We start from the raw sequence: 15,360 nt of genomic DNA on the forward strand, positions 1-15,360 counted from the left end.
CGGTGCGGGCCGGGCTGCAGGCGCTTAGGCGAGACGAAAAGCCCCTTCGGCCGGCGTCACAGTGAAGATGTCCGGTGCGGTGTAGCCGGCTTCGGCGAAGGATCGCACGACGGCGTCGCGCACCTTGTGTTCCTCGCCCACCGGTGTCAGGGCGATGGCCGAGCCGCCGAAGCCGCCGCCGGTCATGCGGGCCCCGATGGCCCCGTTGGCACGGGCGGTGTCCACCGCAAGATCGAGTTCCGGGCAAGAGATTTCGAAGTCGTCCCGCATGGACGCATGGCTGGCATCCAGCAGCGGCCCGATGCTGGCCGGTCCTTGGGCGCCAAGCAATTCCACCGTTTGCAGCACCCGGTCGTTTTCGGTCACCACATGCCGGACCCGCCGCATGGTTACCTCATCCAGCAGCCCGGAGGCCGCTTCCAGGTCTTCCACGCCAACATCCCGTAGCGCCGTGACTCCCAGCACCTGGGCGCCGAGTTCACAGGAAGCCCTCCGGGAGGCGTATCCGCCGTCGGCGTGGGAGTGCGAGACCTTCGTGTCGATCACCAGGAGGACCAGTCCGGAAGCCTCGGCGTCGAACGGAACGAGTTCCACGTGCTGGTCCCTGCAGTCAAGGAACACGGCCTGTCCCTTGGCGCCGCGGAGCGAAGCGGACTGGTCCATGATTCCTGTGGGGGCGCCCACAAAGATGTTTTCGGCCCGCTGCGTAGCGAGTACCAGTTCCTCGGCCGGAAGGTTGGCTCCGGTGAGCTCGTTGAGGGCGGTGATGACGGCGCACTCGATCGCGTGCGAGGAGGACAGGCCGGCGCCGAGGGGAACGTCGGAGTCCAGCAGGAGCTCGAAGCCGGGGACGCTGACGCCGCGCTCCTTCAGTGCCCAGGCGACGCCCAAGGGGTAGCGCGACCACCCTTCCCCGGAACCGGGTTCAAGGCCGTCGAGGCTGGCTTCGACCAAACCGTGCCCGCCGAAGGTGGACAGCAAGCGGACCGTTGAATCGTCGCGGACCCGCACAGCCACCTTGGCTGTCTTGTCGATGGCGAACGGCAGAACGAAGCCCTCGTTGTAGTCGGTGTGTTCCCCGATGAGGTTGACCCTCCCCGGTGCTTGCCAGACGCCGTCCGGGACTGTTCCGAATGCTTCATGGAACGCCGCGGTCAGGGTGAAGACATCGGTGCTGGTGGTCATGCGGGGGAGTCCTCCATGGTCTTGGCGGAGGCTGGTGCCACGGCAACGCTGCGCAGGCGGTCAGCCACTGCCTCCGGGGTGGTGTCGTTGATGAATGCGCCCATGGCGGCCTCCGATCCGGCAAGGTACTTCAGCTTATCCGCCGCCCGCCGCGGTGAGGTCAGTTGGAGGTGCAGCTGCCCGGACGGCCGGAGCACCGGGTCCAGCGGGGCCTGGTGCCACGCTGAGATGTAGGGCATGGGCGTTGGGTAGAGGGCATCCAGGCGCTTGAGAAGGTCAAGGTAGACGTGTGCCAACTCTTCCTTTTCCTCGCCCCTGAGGCCCGCCAGATCGGCCACATGGCGGTGGGGGACAAGGTGCACTTCCAGGGGCCACCGCGCCGCGAAGGGAACGTAGGCACTGAAGTGCTTGCCTTCGAGGACCATGCGGCTGCCGTCCTCCCTTTCCGCCCGCAGAAGGGATGCCGCCAGCGTTTCTTTCGCGCCGACATCGTCATAGTAGCGGCGGGCGACCGCACCCAGGTTCGCTGCCCGCGGCGTCACGTACGGGTAGGCGTAAATCTGGCCGTGGGGGTGGTGGAGTGTCACCCCGATGTCCGCACCACGGTTCTCGAACGGGAACACCTGTTTGATGCCGGGCAGGGCGCTGAGGGCTTCAGTCCGTTGAGCCCAGGCTTCGATGACGGTCCGGGCGCGGGTTTCCCCCAGCTCCGCGAAGGATCCTGTGTGCTGCGGGGTGAAGGCGACCACCTCGCAGCGGCCCAATGCCGGTCCCTTGAGTCCATGGCCCCCGGTGGAAGGCGCCGGAGGGATGTCGCCCGCAACCGGTCCCAGGGACGGGAAGCGGTTCTCGAACACCACGACGTCGTAATCAGGTGCCGGGATCTCCGACGGATTCGCCGCCGTGGTGGGGCAAATGGGACATTGGTCGGCCGGCGGCAGATGGGTGCGGCTTTGGCGGTGGGCCGCGATGGCCACCCATTCTCCGGACAACGCGTCGAACCGGACTTCGCCGGGTTCCCCGCGGGGCGGAAGGTCGCGGTGGTCCACCAAAGCCCCTGGCGGGCGCGAGGGGGTTTCCGGGTCATCGAAGTAGATCAACTCGCGGTTGTCCGAGAGGCGGGTGCTGGTAACGCGACGGCTCATGTGGACCATGATTCCACAATCGCCCAAAAACGCATAATTACTAACAAAACTTAACATCGGCCGATGCTGCAGGCCGGACGAGTACGGTATTGCCATGCCCGATTCTTCCGCGCCCCCAGCATCCACTCCCGAAACCGCACCGCGCCGATACGCCACCGGCCGCCAGTTCGAACTCCGGCGAGGTGACGCCGTCGCCGTCGTTACCGAGTTGGCTGCCGGACTGCGGCTCTATGCGCGGGCGGGCGTGCACCTGACCGAAACGTACGGCGACGCGGACATCCCGCCGGGCGGCACGGGAATCACGCTCGCACCGTGGGCAAACCGCATCGAGGACGGTGCGTGGTACCTCGACGGCGAGAAGCAGCAGCTGGACATCACCGAAGTTGCCCGCAACAACGCCAGCCACGGACTGCTCAGGAACACCGGGTACGCCCTGGTGGACGAATCTGAATTCTCCGTCACGCTCGAAGCCGCCGTCTTCCCACAGCACGGGTACCCGTTCCTGGTACGGCACCGCGTCCGTTACGAACTGGACGCGGACATGGACCTTCGCGTCCGGCAAACCCTGGTGAACGACTCGACGGCGGACGCCCCCTTCGTCCTCGGCGCCCACCCCTATCTCCGGATCGGCGAGGTTGCGAGCGAGGACCTCACCCTCACCGTCAAGGCCGGTACGCGCCTGGTAGCCGATGAGCGGCTGATACCCCGCAGCGCAGCTGCGGTGGACGGGGAGTTCGACCTATCGGCAGGCAGGACCGTTGGCGGGCTGGACATCGATGCCTCCTACACGGACCTGGAGTTCGACGGCGGCATCGCGCGGCACACGTTGTCGGCACCGGACGGACGCAGCGTCAGCCTGGTCCATGACCAGAGCGCCGGATACGTCCACGTCTTCGTGACCGACAAGTACCCCGGACGTCCCAAATCGGTGGCCATGGAGCCCATGACCGGTCCTGCCAACGCCTTCAACAGCGGAGACGGGCTGCGCTGGTTGCCGCCGGGCGGTTCGTTCACCATGTCCTGGGGAATCACGGCGGCGCTTTAGCAGGACTTTCCGCGTCCGGGCCGCTCAGTTTCCCATACGGCCCGGGCTACGGAATTATGGGTTCATGACGCCAACACCGGACGCCAAAACCCGTAGTGACCGCCAAATTGCTGAAGATATCCCGTACGGCGTGCGCATAGCAGCAGCCTGGTCATGGCGGGTAGGCCTGATCCTGGTCATGATCGGCATCCTGGTGTGGTTGCTCGGCAAGGTCAGCTTCCTCATCATTCCCGTCATGGTGGCCTCCCTCCTGGCGGGTCTGCTGTACCCGGTGGTGGTGTGGCTCCGCAAGCGGAAGGTACCCAACGGCCTGGCTGTGGCCATCACGGTCCTCGGCTTCATTGGGCTGATCTCCGGTTCGCTGGCTTTGGTGGGCCGTCAGCTTGTTTCCGGGTTCGGGGAATTGTGGCAGGAAGCGCTCGCCGGCATTCAACAGATCCAGACATGGCTTGCTGACGGACCGCTGCACCTGACCGCGGACCAGATCGACCAGTACATTGCCGATGCTGCCAACGCCCTGCAGAACAACAGCAGCAGCATCCTCAGTGGTGCCCTGTCCTTCGGCAGCACCGCCGGGCATTTCGCCGCAGGCCTGGTCCTGGCGCTGTTCATCCTGATCTTCTTCCTCCTCGAGGGCCAGCGGATCTGGGCTTTTCTGGTCCGGCTCCTGCCGAAGAAGGCCCGTGCTGCCACTGACGGAGCCGGGCGGCGCGGTTGGACCTCCATGGTCAACTACGTACGCATCCAGATGTTCGTCGCCTTCGTCGACGCCGTGGGCATCGGCGTCGGTGCCGCCATCATCCAGGTACCACTGGCTCTGCCCTTGGCCGTGCTGGTTTTCATCGGTTCATTCATCCCCGTGGTCGGTGCCCTGGTTACCGGTGCCATCGCCGTGCTGCTTGCCCTGGTGGCCAACGGTCCGGTCAACGCGCTGATCATGTTGGCGATCGTCCTGCTGGTCCAGCAGCTGGAAAGCCACATCCTCCAGCCCCTGGTCATGGGCAAGGCCGTGGCACTGCATCCGGTGGCCGTCATCCTCACTGTGGCTGCTGGTTCCTACCTCGCAGGCATTCCCGGAGCGCTCTTCGCAGTCCCCATCCTCGCCGTAGTAAACACGGCCGTTCGGTACATTGCCGGCCGATCGTGGGAACATGATGGGGGACCGGGTGCCGTGGGGGCTCCAACGGCTGAAGGTTCGCCGGGACCGGACGGTGACTCCAACCTCAAGGACGCGGAGTTGCCCGTAGGTCAATCACGCGGCGCCACCGGTACCGAAAGCAAGGCCAGGGCTTCAGGAAGCATCCCCGAGGAGCGACCCGGAGCCGACACCACAAAAGGAGAATAGTCAGTGAATACCCTCGAAACCCTGCCCGTCACCCTGGACGATGTCCTTAAGGCGCAGGAGCTGCTCGAGGGCATTATTACCAAGACTCCCGTGGAGTCGTCCCGTGCCTTGGGAAGCCTCGTGGGCGGGAACGTCTTCTTCAAGTGTGAAAACCTCCAGCGCGCAGGATCGTTCAAGGTCCGCGGCGCCTATGTCCGGATGGCACGTTTGTCCGAGGAAGAGAAAAAGCGCGGTGTGGTTGCGGCCTCGGCCGGTAACCATGCCCAAGGCGTAGCGGTTGCTGCGAAAAGCCTTGGAATCAAAGCCCGGATCTACATGCCGTTGGGCGTGGCACTGCCCAAGCTGGCCGCCACGCGAAGCCACGGCGCAGAGGTGGTGCTGCACGGCCACAACGTGGACGAGGCACTCGCCGAAGCCGAACGCTACGCCAACGAGACCGGAGCGGTCTTCGTCCATCCCTTCGACAACGTGGACGTCGTAGCGGGACAGGGCACCATCGGCCTGGAGATCCTGGAGCAGATCCCCAACGTTGACACTGTCCTCATGGGCGTCGGCGGTGGCGGACTGCTGGCCGGCGTGGCCGTGGCCATCAAGGCGAAGGCCAAGGAGCTCGGCCGGGAAATCCGCGTCATCGGCGTGCAGGCGGAGAACGCTGCCGCCTATCCGCCGTCCCTGGCCGCCGATGCCTTGGTGCCGCTGAAGAAGGTTTCCACCATGGCGGACGGCATTGCCGTGGGACGGCCGGGACAGTTGCCGTTCAGCATCATCCGCGAGCTGGTGGACGATGTAGTGACGGTCAGCGAGGACTCCCTGGCCCGGGCACTGATCTTCCTGCTAGAACGCGCCAAGATGGTTGTGGAACCGGCCGGTGCCGTGGGCGTAGCCGCACTGCTGGACGGCAAGATCGAGAACCCGGGGAACACCGCCGTCGTACTTTCCGGCGGCAACATCGATCCCATGCTGATGCTGAAAGTCATCCAGCGCGGCTTGTCCGCGGCCGGAAGGTTCATGACTGTCCGGATGATGCTTGACGACCGTCCGGGCTCGCTGGCCACCATCGCCCGGATCATCGCCGAAAACGACGCCAACGTCACCGGGCTGGACCACACCCGCCTGGGCGGCTCGATCAGCATGGGCGATGTGTCCATCACCATCAACCTGGAAACCAAGGGACACGAACACGGCGAACAGGTCCTTGGCGCGCTACGGGCCGAGGGCTTCCAGCCGATCGTGGTGCATTAAGGGGGCGCCATGGTGCTTGGAAGACCTGACGGCTCCAGTGCAGAGACCCGGGAGTCGCTGGCGGCCAGGGCCAGGGGCGGCCTGCTGTTCATGGGCGGCTTCGTGGCACTGCTCTACGCCATCGAGTTCGTGAACACCCTGATGCTGCATGGACTGAACCGCACTTTCGGCCTGCGGTCCCGCACCTTTGACGGCGTCCTGGACATCCTGACGTTTCCTTTGCTGCACGCCAACCTGAACCATCTGTTGTCCAACACCCTGCCCTTGCTGATCTTCGGGTTCCTGGTGTTCCTGGCCGGCCTGCGTGTTTTTATCACTGCCTTGGCGTTCAGCTGGCTGGGTTCGGGCCTGACCGTGTGGCTGATTGGCGGGGGAAGCGTCACAGTGGGCGCCTCCGGCCTGGTGTTCGGCCTGTTCGCGTTCTTGTTGGTCCGCGGGTTCTTCAACCGCAACTGGTGGCAGATCCTGCTGTCCGTTGTGCTGTTCATGGCGTACGGCGGCATCCTCTTCGGAGTGTTGCCCACTGTCATGGGTTTCATCTCCTGGCAGGCCCACCTTGGCGGCGCGATCGGCGGCGTCGTTGCTGCCATCCTCCTTCGCCCCAAGCCCCGGGACACTCCAAGCAGCTCCCGCTTCCCCGTCTGACCCAACTGAGTCGCAGCTGTGCGCGTTTTGAAGGCTGAAAACGCGCACTAATGCGACCTGGTTGGGGGAGTCGGGGACGCAAAACGCCGGCCCTCCCACGCAAAGGGGAAGGGCCGGCGTCGTGCTTTAAGCGTTTGGTACTTTAGGCCGAGTACGGCTTGGCGGAAACGATCTCCACCGTGATTTCCTTGCCGTTGGGGGCGGTGTAGCTGAGCTTGTCGCCTTCCTTGTGGCCGATGATGGCGGCGCCCAGCGGGGACTTCTCGCTGAAGACGTCAATATCGGAGTCGCCGGCGATTTCACGGGAACCGAGCAGGAACCGCTCTTCGTCACCGGCGATCTTGGCGACAACCAGCATGCCGGGCTCGACGATTCCGTCGTCTGCGGGAGCCTCGCCGACCTGGGCGTCGCGCAGGAGCACCGTGAGCTGGCGGATGCGGGCTTCGATCTTGCCCTGCTCTTCCTTGGCTGCGTGGTAGCCGCCGTTTTCCTTAAGGTCGCCTTCCTGGCGTGCGGCTTCGATCTTCTGGACGATTTCCGCCCGGCCAGCGCCGGAAAGGTGGTCCAGCTCAGCCTTCAAGCGGTCGAAAGCTTCCTGGGTAAGCCAAGCTGCTGTGGCGCTGTTGGTGGTAGACACGGATTTCTCCTTTTGATCTGACAAAGCAAAGACCCCGCCGAGGTGGCCACTCGTGAAACTCAGTAACCAACTTAACGGGGTTGAAGGTTTCATCCATTGTAGTAAATCCTTTGGATGAACCCAAACCGGTTGCGTCGCGGGTCACATTCTTGTTATTTACCGCTATCCACGATCCAGCAGTTGTCCACTACGCCGGAGACTGCCGGGGACTCCGTGGCCAGGACCGTCCGCTGGGCAGTGGTCCGCCCGCCGTCCGCGTCCTGCTCCGGATTGTTGGGACCAATTTCCACGACCTTCCAACCCACCACGGCAAACTTGGAATCCATGGCCTTGATGGCACACTTGGCGGTTGCTGAAGGGGACTTGCTGACCTGGTAGTCCACCTCGGCCTGCGTCCCGTCCACAGTGCTGTAGCCGATGTCCTTGAACGTCACAGGGGCAGTGGCGGATCCGGTGGCAACGTAGGCGGCGAAGCCGATGCCCACAACCAGGGCGCCAATGACGATGTTTCGCTTGGCCTTCCGGCTCAGGCCGCGCTTTTGACCGCCGTAGCGATTGGCTAGGCTGTTGCTTGCCGGAAATTCGGTGGCCGATTGATCCTCAGAAGTCACCCATCCAGTTTAGTGCCGATCCCGGCACCGCCGGCACAGCCTGCATCGCAACACCATGGAAGAGGAGCCGTCCCGTGACCGCGTCCAGCACTTCGGAGCAGCTTCGGTTGCTCGCCGTCCACGCACACCCGGACGATGAGTCCAGCAAAGGTGCGGCGACCATGGCAATGTATGCCGCCAACGGCGTCGAGGTCATGGTAGCCACGTGCACGGACGGCTCACGCGGTGATATCCAGAACCCCGCCATGGAGGACGCTCCGCATCCCAAGCGGGATATGGCAGGGGCGCGCCGGCTGGAAATGGCCAACGCGGCCGCCGTCCTGGGCATCCGCCAACGGTGGCTCGGTTTTGTCGACTCCGGGCTGCCGGAGGGCGATCCGCTTCCCGCGCTTCCGCCGGGATGCTTCGCGTTGCAGCCGCTGGAGCGGGCCACTGCGCCATTGGTCCGGTTGGTCCGGGACTTCAAGCCGCACGTGATCATCAGCTACGACGAGAACGGCGGGTACCCCCACCCGGACCACATCATGGCCCACAAGGTCGCAGTTGAGGCCTTCGAAGCAGCAGGCGACCCCGCCAGGTATCCGGGCATCGGCGAACCGTGGCAGCCAAGCAAGCTGTACTACGATCGCGCTTTCAGCCCCGAGCGTTTCCGCGCCCTGCACTTCGCTTTGGAAGAGGCCGGCCTGCAGTCGCCGTACGCGGAAAGGCTCGCAGCGTGGTTGGAAGCCGACGCCGAAGGCCACACTCCGCCGGCCGCGGCCCATCAGACCACCACCCAGATCGACTGCGGGGACTTCTTCGGGAAGCGGGATGAGGCACTGAAGGCCCACAAGACCCAGATCGACCCCGTGGGTTTCTTCTTCGCGGTGTCTTCGGACTTCCAACGCACGGTGTGGCCGTGGGAGGACTACACGCTCATCCAGTCAAAGGTGGAATCGGAACTGCCGGAAAAGGATCTCTTCGCGGGGATAAGATAGGGAGAGCCGGCTTTCTATCGTTTGTAGAAGTTGCCCGGACGCCCCCAGGCTTCCAGTTCCGCCCGGACCGGTATGCATCAACTCCCATAGAAGGTTTGAACGTGCACCACTTGCTCCTCGCCCTGACCGTCAGCCCGTCGCCCGATCCCACCGGCACGCTGCGCCCGGGCCTGTCCGAGGACCAGGTGACGCCGGGAACGTGGGGTTTCGTCCTCACGGCATTCATCGTCATCCTCACCACCTTCCTGATCGTGGACATGGTCCGCCGGATCCGCCGCGTGCGTTACCGGGCACAGGTGGAAGAGGCCCGCTTGGCCGCGGAGGCAGGACTTTCGAGCGACGAGAACGGCAATGGCGCTCCCGGGTCACGCTGACCGCCCGGAAGCACCATGGCCCGGCGCATCCAACGCGCTGGGCTCCGAACCCTCTGCCTATCTGCGCCAGCATGCCGGCAATCCGGTGTTTTGGCGTCCCTTTGGTGACGAAGCCTTCGCCTTGGCCGCCTCCCGGGATGTTCCCGTCTTCCTTTCCATCGGATATGCGGCCTGCCACTGGTGCCATGTCATGGCCCACGAGTCGTTCGAAGACCAGGACACTGCCGACTACCTGAACGCGCACTTCGTCCCGGTCAAGGTGGACCGCGAAGAGCGTCCCGACGTCGATTCGGTGTACATGGCCGCCACCCAGGCAATCAGCGGGGAGGGCGGCTGGCCGATGTCTGTCTTCCTCACCCCGGATGGTTTGGCCTTCCATGCCGGCACATACTTCCCGCCCGTGCCGCTGCCGGGCAGGCCCTCCTTCAGGAACGTCCTGGAGGCCGTCCATGAAGCCTGGGTGGAGCGTCGCGATGCCGTCGAGCAGAACGCCAAGGGGCTCGCCGCCAGTATGGGCAGCGCCCAGCTGAGTGCTGCCGTGAGGCTGGACGGCCCGCCCGAAACGCTCGACGCCGGGCTGCTGTCCGAGGCTGTCGGCGCGTTGGCGAGGTCGGAAGACCCCGACGCCGGCGGGTTCGGCACCGCCCCCAAATTCCCGCCGTCGGCCGTCCTTGAATTCCTGATCCGCCATGCCGCGGTGCCCTCGGATACCGCCGAAGCCGCCCGCGACATGGCCGGCCGGGCCTTGGCCGCCATGGCGCGGTCCGCCCTGCGGGACCAGCTCGACGGCGGTTTTGCCCGGTACTCGGTGACGGCGGACTGGTCCGTGCCGCACTTTGAAAAGATGCTGTACGACAACGCCCAGCTCCTGCGCGTGTACACCCACTGGGTGCGACTGGGCGGGAACCCGGTTATCGGCGCTGCGGAGGCCGCTGAGGTTGCCACCGGCTGCGCCGACTGGATGCTCGACTCCCTGGCACTGGAAGGTGGCGCGCTGGCGTCGTCGTTGGACGCCGACACGGTGGTTGACGGCGTGCACCACGAGGGCGCGGCGTACCTGTGGACGCCGGAGACCTTGAGTGAGGTCCTGGGCCCCGGGGATGCAGCCGCAGTAGGTGCCCTGATGAACGTGTCCCCTGAGGGCACGGTGTCCGGTTTGGGTTCGCCGCTGCATCCCGGACGCGCGTTCGGCGAAGTGGAGCAGGCCTTGTGGGAACGCGTCCGGCCGGCACTCCTGGCAGCGCGGAATCAGCGGAATCAGCCCGCCCGCGACAACAAGGTGGTGGCAGGCTGGAATGGCTTGGCGGTAGCGGCCTTGGCGGAAGCCGGTGCTGTGATGGGCAGGACGGACTACGTGGACGCGGCAGAAAACATCGCCACGTATCTGGAGCGCGTGCACTGGAACGCTCCGGACCGGCTCCTCACCAGGGTCTCGCATGAATCCGTGGCCCGGGGAATCGGAGGCTTGCTGGAGGACTACGCCTTCTGCGCCGAGGGACTCTTCGCGCTCTACGCAGTCACGGGCAGGACGCGGTGGTACGCGCTCGCCGAAAGCCTGGTGCTGGCAGCGGCAGACCACTTTGTGGAGGACGGGAAGCTGGCTGATTCGGCAGGGGAGTCCGCCCAGGTATTCAACGCCCAAGGGCAGCAAACGTCCTTGGATCCGTTTGACAACGCCGCCCCAAGCGGAGCTTCGGCCTTTGCAGGGGCGCTGCTGAGCTACGCGGCGTACTCCGGCTCCCATGCCCACCGGCTGATGGCAGGCAACATCCTCGGGTTGCTCCCACCGCTGGCCGTTCGTGCACCCCGCGTGGCAGGGTGGCTCCTGGCCACGGCGCAAGCCGCACTTGCCGGGCCGGTGGAAGCCGCCGTCGTTGGTCCCGCTTCGCCGGCACGGGCGGAACTGCACGCCTCGCTGCTGGGCTCGCCAAGCCCGGGCATGGTGGTGGCGCTGCAGTCCGATGACGACGGCGGGTCCCCGGCTGCCGGCGTCGAGGTGCCTTTGTTGCAGCACCGTTCAGGGGCTGCAGACGGCTCTCCCCGGGTGTATCTCTGCCGGGACATGGTGTGTGAGCGCCCCCTGCAAACGGCGGCTGAGGTGGAAGTCCGGCTGGCGGCGATGACTAGCTGAGCACGGCAATCATGATCGCGATGAAGTGGGAGGCGAAGCCAAACACCGTGAAGGCGTGGAACAGCTCGTGGAAACCGAAGTGGGTGGCGCTGAAATTGGGCTTCTTGAGGCCGTAGAACACTGCTCCGGCGATGTAGAAGGCCCCGCCCACGCAAATCAGAATCGCTGCTGCGGCGTTGGCCGTGAAGAACTGCGGAAGGTAGAACAAGGCCCCGCAGCCGAGTGCAATGTAGACAGGGACGTAAAGCCACCTCGGGGCATGGGTCCAGATGACCCGGAAGAGGACGCCTGCGATGGCGGCGGACCAAATAATCCATAGGAGCGTTACGGCTTGGGAGCGTTCCAGCAGGGACCAGGCGAGCGGCGTGTAGCTGCCGGCAATCACCAGCATGATGTTGGTGTGGTCCAGCCTTTTGAGGACCATCCTGGCAGTCGGGGCCCAGTTGCCGCGGTGGTAGACCGCGCTCACGCCAAACAGGAGGACCCCCGTCAGGGCGTAGATACCGGAGGTGATTTTGCGGTCCACGGTAGGGGCCAGTACCACCAAAACGATTCCCGCGGCCAAGGCAAAAGGCGTGGCTACGGCGTGGATCCAACCGCGCCACAGCGGCTTGTCATTGAGCAGTTCGACCATCTTTCCAGCATAACTTACGCTTCGGTAAGTTACTGGCCGGTAACACATCCATGGCTTCACTCCGGAGTGCTGCCTGCACTGGCCGGGCTGTCCGGGCAGGTAGCCTTGACTGTGCGCGGTTGATCGAAAACAGGCGGTTGATCGAAACAGGCGGTTGATCGAAAACAGCAAGGAAGTCAGGTGAGAGTCCGGTGGAACTGCCCGGTTTCCTCTATGGCTTCTATGAGCGCCGCCTCCTCAAATCCCTGGACCATGAAAGAATTCCGCGTCACATAGGCGTCATGGTCGACGGCAACCGCAGGTGGGCCAGGCAGTTCAACGCCCCAACAAGCCAGGGCCACCAAGCGGGCGCGGACAAAATCCACGAGTTCCTTGGCTGGTGCCAGGAACTCGGAGTCAAGGTAGTCACCCTCTACATGCTGTCCACGGACAACATGAACCGCTCGGGGGAGGAACTCGACCTCCTGATGGGCATCATCGCCAACACCATGGACCGGCTGGATGAAAACGCCGACATCTCCGTCCATGCCATGGGCGCACCGGAGCTCCTGCCCGATTACCTCGCTGAACGCCTCAACAAGCTGACAGCCAGGACGCCTGTCCACGAGAAGATCCACGTCAATGTCGCTGTGGGCTACGGGGGCCGCCGCGAAATCGTCGACGCCGTCCGCGAACTTTTGCACGACGCCGTCGCCAAGGGCCGGAACATGGCCGACGTGGCGGACGAGCTGTCGGTGGACGACATCTCCCGCTTCCTTTACACCCGTGGCCAGCCGGACCCGGACCTGGTCATCCGGACCTCGGGCGAACAGAGGCTCTCCGGCTTCCTGATGTGGCAGAGCGCCTACAGCGAGTTCTACTTCTGTGAAGCCCTGTGGCCCGCCTTCCGCAAGGTCGACTTCCTGCGCGCCCTCCGCGATTACGCAGGCCGCCAGCGGCGTTTCGGTTCCTAGCACCACACTGCAGGCCTGGTCCTCGGTAGCCGGGACATCCGGTTTACGAAAAATTCATCCTCCCGACCCGCGACTTGCCGGGGGAGGACCACGGAAATGATTGTGGGCGGGATTACGTTATTCCCATCAGCAGGCAAAACCGCCCGCTGATCGGGGAGGCCAGTAGATGGAGCGGAACATCGCACCAGTTACAGGGGAGGCCATGCCCGGCCTTCCGGCCGAGCCGCTTTCACCATAAGGCCGGGCAAACGCCCGGGGCTGGAGTCGATGTGGCTATTTCAGAGCAACTGCCCGCAATGGTTTCCGACGGGGAAAGTGCAGCTACCTCCCGCGCCAAGCGCGCCACCAAAGGGACAATAAGCGCCGCGTCACCCACTGGCCACAGCTACGTCATCGACACTTCCGTGCTTCTCTCCGATCCGCACGCCCTGCTGCGCTTCGCCGAGCACGAGGTGATCGTTCCGATCGTGGTCATCAGCGAGTTGGAAGGCAAACGCCACGATCCCGAGCTGGGGTACTTTGCCCGCAAGGCATTGAGGCTCCTCGATGACCTCCGGATCGAGCACGGCGGCCTGGACCACGCCATCCCCATAGGCTCGGAGGGCGGGATGCTGCGCGTCGAACTGAACCACATCTCCCCGGACGTGCTCCCCGCGGGTTTCCGCGGCGGCGACAACGACAGCCGGATCCTGGCCGTGGCCAAGAACCTGGCCAATGAAGGACGCAACGTCACAGTCGTTTCCAAAGACCTGCCGATGCGGGTCAAGGCATCAGCCATGGGCCTCCAGGCTGACGAGTACCGCAACGAACTGGTCAAGGACTCAGGCTGGACCGGCATGGCCGAGATCGAGGCCAACGAGCAGGAGATCAGCACCCTCTACGGCCACGAACCCGTCTTCATCCCGGCGGCCGCGGAATTGCCCGTCAACACCGGGCTGGTGCTCCTCTCCAACCGTGGCTCGGCCCTCGGCAGGGTTGGCCACGACAAGCAGGTGCGGCTCGTCAAGGGCGATCGCGACGTCTTCGGATTGCACGGCCGCTCCGCCGAACAGCGGCTGGCCATCGACCTCCTCATGGACCCCTCCGTCGGCATCGTGTCGATCGGCGGACGCGCCGGCACGGGCAAGTCGGCTTTGGCACTGTGTGCCGGCCTGGAAGCAGTCCTGGAACGCCGTGAGCACCGCAAAGTCGTCGTCTTCCGCCCGCTCTACGCGGTGGGCGGCCAGGAGCTGGGCTACCTCCCGGGCTCCGAGTCGGAAAAGATGAACCCGTGGGCCCAGGCCGTGTTCGACACCCTCGGCGCCTTGGTCAGCGAAGAGGTCGTCGAAGAAGTCATGGACCGCGGGATGCTCGAGGTACTTCCCCTCACGCACATCCGTGGCCGCTCGCTGCACGACGCCTTCGTGATCGTTGATGAGGCCCAGTCCTTGGAGAAGAACGTGCTCCTGACGGTCATGAGCCGCATAGGGCAGAACTCCAAGATTGTCCTCACGCACGACGTTGCCCAGCGCGACAACCTCCGCGTCGGCAGGCACGACGGTGTGGCCGCCGTCGTCGAAACGTTCAAGGGCCATCCGCTGTTCGGCCACATCACCCTCACCCGCTCCGAGCGTTCACCGATCGCGGCGCTCGTAACGGACTTGCTCGAAGGGGCAGAAATCTAACCCCATCGACGCTGTGACCCCATGATGGCGAAGGCCAGACATCCTCTGCGTGCTAGCTCGTACCTCGCTTTTGACGCACGCTGCCGGATGCCTGGCCTTCGCCTCGCCGTCAGAGACCCAGGTAGGTTTTCAGCCCTTCGTGGCCTTGGACTTTGAGGGGCCAGTCGGGGCGTTTGAAGGTGGGTGGGGTGAGGCGGACCCTTTGGACTTCCTCTACCTCGGTGCCCCAGGAGTCCCGGAAGAGACCGTTGGGTTCGTAGCCGAGACTGGTGGAGACGCCCAGGGACTGTTTGTTCCAGGCGGCAGCTTCGGATTCGGCGACGTCGGCGCCCAGGTAATCGAACGCGAAGCTCACGACGGCGGCGCGCATCTCCTTGCCGATGCCGCGGCCCTGAGCCGCTTGCTTGAGCCAGGACCCGGTGCTGACCGTTTTGAGGACGGCGAGGTTCCTGGCCCCAAGGTCCTGGACGCCAAGGAATTCACCGTCCTGCCAAACGCCCAGCAGGAGCGTCCATGATTCGCGGGTGAAGCCGGCGCGGCAGCGCCAGTACCACTGGGCCATGTTCGGTGCCAGCTCGTCCTCCGGTAGCTCCGCCCACGGGGTGCTGAACGGGCTCTTGCCCGGCTGGTGGACGCCGGAACGGGCAGCCGCGACGGCAGCCGGGATGTCGGCGTCGAGAATTGGCCGCAAAGTCAGCCGCGGTGTGGCCAATGTGAGGGCGAAAGGGGGCCAGATGTCTGCCAACCAGGTCATCGCCGTAGTCTAGCCAAG

General features: G+C 64.8%; 15 protein-coding genes. 9 read left to right on the forward strand and 6 right to left on the reverse strand.

Translation table 11 applies throughout. The features are described 5' to 3' along the window. Positions 1-24 precede the first annotated feature (24 nt). Complete coding sequence (gene galK / locus RI444_RS05840; RefSeq protein ID WP_069694725.1) at positions 25-1,185, reverse strand: galactokinase; 1,161 nt, start codon at positions 1,183-1,185, stop codon at positions 25-27. After that, entirely contained in the window at positions 1,182-2,330 is a 1,149-nt protein-coding gene (gene galT, locus RI444_RS05845) for a galactose-1-phosphate uridylyltransferase (RefSeq protein ID WP_374978460.1), read from the reverse strand. The genes galK and galT overlap by 4 nt, the downstream gene beginning before the upstream one ends. A gap of 94 nt (positions 2,331-2,424) precedes the next feature. Between galT and RI444_RS05850 the strand changes: the two genes are divergently transcribed. From RI444_RS05850 to RI444_RS05865, 4 genes are all read left to right on the forward strand, one after another. After that, positions 2,425-3,375 carry an aldose 1-epimerase family protein gene (locus tag RI444_RS05850; protein ID WP_062095690.1) on the forward strand — a complete coding sequence of 317 codons (951 nt, stop codon included), beginning with the start codon at positions 2,425-2,427 and terminating at the stop codon, positions 3,373-3,375. Positions 3,376-3,439: 64 nt separating this feature from the next. Next, complete coding sequence (locus tag RI444_RS05855) at positions 3,440-4,720, forward strand: AI-2E family transporter (RefSeq protein ID WP_062095693.1); 1,281 nt, start codon at positions 3,440-3,442, stop codon at positions 4,718-4,720. Positions 4,721-4,723: 3 nt separating this feature from the next. Continuing rightward, positions 4,724-5,962, forward strand: a complete 1,239-nt coding sequence (gene ilvA / locus RI444_RS05860; protein WP_062095695.1) for a threonine ammonia-lyase — start codon at positions 4,724-4,726, stop codon at positions 5,960-5,962. A 9-nt stretch (positions 5,963-5,971) separates the two neighbouring features. Next, positions 5,972-6,607, forward strand: coding sequence for a rhomboid family intramembrane serine protease (locus RI444_RS05865; RefSeq protein WP_069694728.1), 636 nt, complete (start codon positions 5,972-5,974; stop codon positions 6,605-6,607). Between the two features lie 142 nt (positions 6,608-6,749). Here the strand turns inward: RI444_RS05865 and greA are convergent, their stop codons facing one another. Continuing rightward, complete coding sequence (gene greA, locus RI444_RS05870; RefSeq protein ID WP_021471507.1) at positions 6,750-7,244, reverse strand: transcription elongation factor GreA; 495 nt, start codon at positions 7,242-7,244, stop codon at positions 6,750-6,752. Positions 7,245-7,396: 152 nt separating this feature from the next. Further along, entirely contained in the window at positions 7,397-7,855 is a 459-nt protein-coding gene (locus RI444_RS05875; RefSeq protein ID WP_207604974.1) for a DUF4307 domain-containing protein, read from the reverse strand. 74 nt (positions 7,856-7,929) lie between these two features. Here RI444_RS05875 and mca point away from each other — a divergent pair, with 74 nt between their 5' ends. The 3 genes from mca to RI444_RS05890 all read left to right on the forward strand — a co-directional run bounded on the left by mca (position 7,930) and on the right by RI444_RS05890 (position 11,337). Next, a complete protein-coding gene (mca, locus tag RI444_RS05880; protein ID WP_062095700.1) occupies positions 7,930-8,832 on the forward strand; it encodes a mycothiol conjugate amidase Mca in 903 nt (300 codons plus the stop codon). 101 nt (positions 8,833-8,933) lie between these two features. Further along, the gene (locus RI444_RS05885; RefSeq protein ID WP_069694780.1) at positions 8,934-9,206 is read left to right on the forward strand and encodes a hypothetical protein; all 273 of its coding nucleotides are present in this window, start codon (positions 8,934-8,936) and stop codon (positions 9,204-9,206) included. Beyond that, positions 9,184-11,337 (forward strand): thioredoxin domain-containing protein, encoded by a 2,154-nt coding sequence (locus RI444_RS05890; protein WP_207604973.1) that lies wholly within the window; start codon positions 9,184-9,186, stop codon positions 11,335-11,337. Before RI444_RS05885 ends, RI444_RS05890 begins: the two co-directional genes overlap by 23 nt. Here the strand turns inward: RI444_RS05890 and trhA are convergent. Next, positions 11,330-12,019, reverse strand: a complete 690-nt coding sequence (gene trhA, locus RI444_RS05895) for a PAQR family membrane homeostasis protein TrhA (RefSeq protein ID WP_242703125.1) — start codon at positions 12,017-12,019, stop codon at positions 11,330-11,332. The two genes, RI444_RS05890 and trhA, sit on opposite strands and share 8 nt — an antisense overlap. Before the next feature lie 143 nt (positions 12,020-12,162). Here trhA and RI444_RS05900 point away from each other — a divergent pair, with 143 nt between their 5' ends. Continuing rightward, positions 12,163-12,924, forward strand: coding sequence for an isoprenyl transferase (locus RI444_RS05900; RefSeq protein WP_021471501.1), 762 nt, complete (start codon positions 12,163-12,165; stop codon positions 12,922-12,924). 74 nt (positions 12,925-12,998) lie between these two features. After that, positions 12,999-14,588 (forward strand): PhoH family protein, encoded by a 1,590-nt coding sequence (locus tag RI444_RS05905; RefSeq protein ID WP_373325312.1) that lies wholly within the window; start codon positions 12,999-13,001, stop codon positions 14,586-14,588. 109 nt (positions 14,589-14,697) lie between these two features. Here the strand turns inward: RI444_RS05905 and RI444_RS05910 are convergent, their stop codons facing one another. Then, on the reverse strand, positions 14,698-15,342 hold the full coding sequence (locus tag RI444_RS05910) for a GNAT family N-acetyltransferase (protein WP_069694730.1): 645 nt from the start codon (positions 15,340-15,342) through the stop codon (positions 14,698-14,700). Between the last annotated feature and the right edge of the window lie 18 nt (positions 15,343-15,360).

The organism is Paenarthrobacter sp. AT5 (genome assembly GCF_032764245.1).
In the GTDB taxonomy this organism is placed as follows: domain Bacteria; phylum Actinomycetota; class Actinomycetes; order Actinomycetales; family Micrococcaceae; genus Arthrobacter; species Arthrobacter ureafaciens.

Coding starts and splice junctions, on each gene's coding strand:
- RI444_RS05910 (WP_069694730.1), bottom strand. CDS start 15,342: ATGACCTGGTTGGCAGACATCTGGCCCCCTTTCGCCCTCACATTGGCC.
- RI444_RS05855 (WP_062095693.1), top strand. CDS start 3,440: ATGACGCCAACACCGGACGCCAAAACCCGTAGTGACCGCCAAATTGCT.
- galK (WP_069694725.1), bottom strand. CDS start 1,185: ATGACCACCAGCACCGATGTCTTCACCCTGACCGCGGCGTTCCATGAA.
- trhA (WP_242703125.1), bottom strand. CDS start 12,019: ATGTGTTACCGGCCAGTAACTTACCGAAGCGTAAGTTATGCTGGAAAG.
- RI444_RS05890 (WP_207604973.1), top strand. CDS start 9,184: ATGGCGCTCCCGGGTCACGCTGACCGCCCGGAAGCACCATGGCCCGGC.
- RI444_RS05865 (WP_069694728.1), top strand. CDS start 5,972: ATGGTGCTTGGAAGACCTGACGGCTCCAGTGCAGAGACCCGGGAGTCG.
- RI444_RS05850 (WP_062095690.1), top strand. CDS start 2,425: ATGCCCGATTCTTCCGCGCCCCCAGCATCCACTCCCGAAACCGCACCG.
- galT (WP_374978460.1), bottom strand. CDS start 2,330: ATGAGCCGTCGCGTTACCAGCACCCGCCTCTCGGACAACCGCGAGTTG.